Genomic DNA, 5,282 nt, shown 5'->3' with positions numbered 1-5,282 from the left:
ATCAATGGACACTCTGCCCCCCAGTGGCGTGTACAAACCTGCCAGCAAACGCAACAAGGTGCTTTTGCCGCTGCCAATGCGGCCGAGCAATGCCAGGTGCTGTCCGGCTGCCAGATTCAAGGACAGTTTGCGGATGACCGGGATCGGTTGCTCACCGGGGTATGCAAACTCCAGATCATCGGCGCGCAAGCTGCCGGCAATTTTTTCGGGCACCACGTAACGGCGTGAGCCATCGCGGTCGCGTGGGCGTTTCATCAGGGCGTCCAGTGTGTCCAGTGAACTGCGCGCTTGCTGGTACCGTGCGGCCAGGGCCATCACGCTGCCCAATGGCGAAATGGCACGACCCGCCAAAATGACCGAAGCGATCAGGCCACCCAGTGTGAGGGTGTTGTCACCAATCAGATAAACGCCATAAACCACCATGCCGACCGTCACCAGTTGCTGGGCCGTGGCGGTCAGACCGAGCATCAGGTTGGTGAGGGAACGAATTTTTTTGTACGAATCGGTGGTGGCCAAATTGGCGTTTTCCCATCGTCTTTGCAGGTAACTTTCTGCGTTGTGGGCTTTGAGCATTTCCAGGTTCAAGAGCGATTCGACCAGCACACTTTGCTTGTCGCCACTTTCTTTCATGTTCTCGCGCATGGCCCGCATCAGGGGCCTTTGCGCCCACAAACCCACGATGACCAGAATGGGCACTGCAGCGGCTGGAATCCAGGCAATCGGGCCGCCAATGATGCCGATCAGCACCAGGAACATCAGGATAAAGGGCATGTCCACCACCATCACCATGGAGGCCGATGACATGAAGTCGCGCAGCGATTCAAAGTCACGCATCGAGCTGGCAAAGATGCCGATCGATTGCGGCCGGTGCTCCAGCCGGATGGCCATGATTTCACGCAGCAAGGTGGCGTTCAAACTCAGGTCTGCTTTCCGTCCAGCCAGGTCCACCAAGCGTGCCTTGAGCCATCGGGTGCCAAATTCCAGAAGAATCGCCACCGTCGTGCCAATCGCCAGGGTCCACAACGAGGTGTAGGCCTGGGTGGGCACCACACGGTCGTACACGTTCATGGCAAAGAACACCGCTGCCAACGTGAGCACATTGGCCACCACGGCGGCGGTGATGGCCTCCATGTAAAAACCTTTGTAGCGCCAAACCGTGTTCCAGAACCATGCCAGCGCCTCGCCTTGGAAAGGGACCAGTTGATGGGCTGATTTTTGTGAGGCGGGTTTCACTACCAAAATTTCGCCATAGCTCAATTGTTGGAGTTCGTCCAAGGACATGGTGATTTCCGCCATACCCGAATCGGCCATCAGCACTTTGGCCGTTTGTCCCGCCACAGACACCAGCACGACGGCACGACCATCGACCAGTGGCACGATGACGGGCAAAACATAACTGGGCAGTTGGTTCAGGGGGGTGCGTGACCAGACCGCGACCATGCCGTGCAGTTGTGCCAGGTCGGGGTAGGCACTTTTGGGTATGCGGCCTTCTTCGTCTACGGCAAAACCGGCGCGCAGTGCCGACAGATGGACCTCGCGGTCGATTTTTTTGGCAGTCAGGGCCAGACAGACCAGCAGGGGGTCACGCGCTTGCAGGTCGGGTGTGGATGTCTCCGGCGTTGGCCAATCGTTCGTTTTGTGGGCATCAGTTGGCTGAAAGGCAATGGGGTCCATGGTGGTCACTCTTGGGGTAAGGGAAGGGCAAAGGCTTGGCTCGGGTCCACCATGTGGGCCATGGTCAAAGCATCCGGGCTGCTCAGGGTCTGAGAGAGGGTCGCCAATGGGGGGCTTTTGGGCGGTGCAATTTGCACTGAGCCCGGCAGCGCACGGCCGGCAGGCGCCAGCGTCCAGGTGTTGGCCAACTGGCCGAGGTTGGCCAGGATGCGCAGTTGAGACAGGCGCGATTCAAGCAAGGCGGTGGCCGTGTTGCTTTGGTAGGTGTAGAGATCGCTTTGGATGTTCAGCAAATCCAGCAAGGAGCGTCGCCCCACCCGAAACTGTTGCCCATAGCCCTGTGCCAGGTCCTGGGCGGTACGGGTTTGCTGTTGCCCCATTTCGGCCCGGCTTTTGTAGGACACCCAGCTTGCCCAAACTGTGGCAAGTTGTTCGTTCAGGATCAGGCGGGTTTCTTTCAGGTCGGATTCCAGTGCCTGCAAATTGGCCGTGGCCACGCCCACAGCCCCGCGAGCGGTGCCGCCATCGAACAGCGGCAGGTTCAATTGCAGTTGCGTCACGAATTTGCCATCTGCCAGACCGGGCGTGGTGGATTTGGCATGGGTCAGGTTGACGCTCGGTGCGTTTTGGGCCTGCGCAAAGCGCACGCTGGCCTGCGCGGCCTCACGTTGTGCCAATAGCCTGGCAATGACGGGGTGCTGATCGTCCAGCTTCATTTGGGCCTGGTCAAGGGATGCGTACTGAATGGGGGGCAGCCATTCGAGACCACTGGGCTCGGATGGCACGGGCGCCATCAACATGCGCGCCACACGCTCGGCGGCCTCTGCCGTGTCGGTCTGGGTTTTGAGCAAGCTGATTTGGGCGTTGTCATAACGCACCTGGGCCTGGTTCAAGTCGATGCGACGGCCTGGATCAACTTGGGTAATGGTGAGGAAATCGCGGAGAATTTTTTCATGGGTGCTCAAATTTTCCTGAGCCAAGGCCACCATGTGCTTGTAGTGTGCCCATTGCAGGTAGGCCTCGCTGCTGAGCAGTGCGACATCGTCGCGTGTGATGCCTTCTTGCTTTTGGCTGGCTCGCGCCAATGCCTCGGCGCGCTCGACATCCGACTGAATGCGGCCGCCAGACCAGAGGTTCAGGCTCAACAGCGGTGACTGCACCCAACGGTCCGACAAGGCATTGCTTCGGTAATCGTTGTAAGTCGCTGACCACGATAATTGTGGCCAATGCGCACCCTTGGCCCGCATGATGTCCGATTGGGCGGCTTGGGTTCGTGACTGACTCGCAGCGATGCTCGGGTACTGGGTCAGCGACTTTAAAACAGCTTCTTGCAAGCTTTGTGAAAAGCACCAAGTCGGCAACATGGCCGCAGCCAGGCACCATGTGCGTGTTCTCAAAAGGTGCATAAATCTCCTGTAAGTCTGGGTTCAAAAGGCATGAAGTGCAGGGGCCTTAAAAGCAGCACAAGCCATGCGACCAAGCTTAGGCAGGTGTTCTGTTCATGGACATCCTTTGAAACCGATAGCGGCATTACCAGCGAAGCAGTAGCCCATGAAAAAACGGGTAAGCCGCAAGGCTTACCCGTGGGCCATTCAGCCCCTCAGCGTGGCATCAGTGATGGACGCTGCGCATGGCTGTTGCTTACACACCCAGGTAGTAGGCGTTGTCGATGTCCACGACAGGCGTGAGTGCAGTGGCTGTGACCAAGGCATCACCCGAGTTTTGCCCCAGCATGAACGGCGCTTCAAAGATGAACTCGGCTGTCAGTCCTGGCGCCAGATCCCCCCAATCCAAGGCCAATCCGGCCGCACCACCATTCAGGTCATAGGTCCCATCGGTGAGCGTCAAGTCATTCAAGGTCACGGTGCCATCGTTCAATGCGGTGTACTTGTACAGTGGGTTGATGCCTGCCGCAGACGACAGGCTGGGGCCCGTCGGCAAGTTGGCATCTTCCCAGGTCAGCCCATCATCCACCGAGACGTATTTCGTCAGATCGATCTTCGCTTCGTAGATCACGGCCACGCCTTCAATGTCCGTCACGGCAAGGGTTTGGTCCGTGTCTGCCGTGGCGGTGTTCTCGACCCGACCGTCGCCACCACCGTTGCTGTCCAGGTCTGACTGCAGCAAGGTGTAGCTTGAATTGAACACGGCCTGACCGCCAGGGGCGAGCGAAGCCAGCGTCTGGTTCAGTCCCGTCACCGCGTCTGTCACCACCACGTTGGTCAAAGTCACAGTGCCCTGGTTGGTGACGGTGAAGCTGAAGTTCAAGGCGTCGCCAGCGAAGTCGGCGAGGGCATTGCCGTTGCCGCCCGTCACGTTGACAAACTCCTTGTCAAAGGCCAGCGCGATGCTGCGCAAGATCGGCACAGACTCCACATCACTGATCTGAGGTGTCTGGGTGCTGTCGGCAATGACGATGTTGTCGATGTAGCCGTCCCCCCCGCCGTTGTTGTCCAGATCGGCTTGCGTCAAAACATACGAGGTCTGGTAAGTCAGTGTTGCATTGGGGGCCAAGGTCAAACCGGTCTGGGTCAGGCCGGTCAGGGGTTCGAACACCGACACATCGGTCAGGGTCACGTTGCCGGGGTTGGCCAGAACAATTAGGTAGTTGAGTTGATCGCCTACAGCGTCTACCAAGTTATTGCCGTTGCCCTCGGTCACATTCAGGAAAGACTTGTTGAGGAACAACAAGGGCCTGGCCAGCAAAGGCACGGCTTCCCCGTCGCTGACTGGGGTGGTCTCGACAGAGTCTGCCACCGTGATGTTTTCGATGATGCCATTGCCACCCGCGTTGTTGTTCAAATCAGCTTGCGTGACGGTGTAAGTGGTGATGTAGTTCTGGAACTCGCCCGGGGCCAGTGTGGGAATGGTCACGTTCATGTTGGTCAGCTCATCGGTCACCGTCACACCGGTCAGGGTCACGCTGCCGGCGTTGTAGACCCTGATCTCGTAGGTGATGACCTGGCCAGCGGCATCGACAAATAACCTTCCGCCAGCGATGTCTGTGGCGTTCTTGTCCACCCCCAAGCCCACGCTGCGCAGCAAAGGGGTCGCTTCGTTGTCGCTGATCGCAGGTGTCTGATCGGAGTCGGCCGTGGCCACGTTGTCGATGTAGCCATCGCCTTTGCCGTTGTCGTCCAGATCGGATTGCTTCAAGGTGTAAGAGGTTTCGTAGGTTTTGCTTTCACCTGGCAACAAGGTCAGGCCTGATTCGTTGAGCCCCGTGCTTTCGTCCACCACGCTGACATTGGTGAGGGTGAGCGTTCCCAGGTTGGATACGGTGACCAGGTAGTTGAGGACATCATTGGCCGCATCGGCCACCTGGTTGCCGTTGCCTTCGGTGATGTTGTTCAAACTCTTGTTGATGTTCAAAGCCTTGAGGCCAATGATTTCCAGGGCTTCGGTGTCGCTGACGGGGCCGGCCTCTGTGCTGGTTGCAATGGCCGTGTTTTCAATGAAACCATCGCCTCCACCATTGGTGTCCAGGTCATTTTGCGTGAGCGTATAACTGGTCAGGTAGGTGGCGCTGGCGCCCGGTGCCAAGGTCGCGCCTGTGATGGTCAAATTGGTGAAGGGGTCGGTCACCGTCACATCGGTCAGTGTGATGT

General features: G+C 58.2%; 3 protein-coding genes. All 3 read right to left on the bottom strand.

Features of this window, described 5'->3' with window-relative positions:
- Window positions 1–1,674, bottom strand: a 1,674-nt coding sequence (locus ACIQ3A_RS13680; protein ID WP_396432278.1) for an ABC transporter transmembrane domain-containing protein, incomplete at its 3' end; no start/stop codon positions are given.
- 5 nt (window positions 1,675–1,679) lie between these two features.
- Window positions 1,680–3,071 (bottom strand): TolC family protein, encoded by a 1,392-nt coding sequence (locus ACIQ3A_RS13675; protein WP_396432277.1) that lies wholly within the window; start codon window positions 3,069–3,071, stop codon window positions 1,680–1,682.
- A gap of 244 nt (window positions 3,072–3,315) precedes the next feature.
- A partial coding sequence (locus ACIQ3A_RS13670) for a hypothetical protein (protein WP_396432276.1) occupies window positions 3,316–5,282 on the bottom strand: 1,967 nt, incomplete at its 5' end.

This window comes from Limnohabitans sp. (genome assembly GCF_044361985.1).
GTDB lineage: Bacteria > Pseudomonadota > Gammaproteobacteria > Burkholderiales > Burkholderiaceae_C > Limnohabitans_A.
The sequence above is the reverse complement of the archived record's forward strand: the minus strand, read 5'-3'. Positions and strand labels throughout refer to the sequence as shown.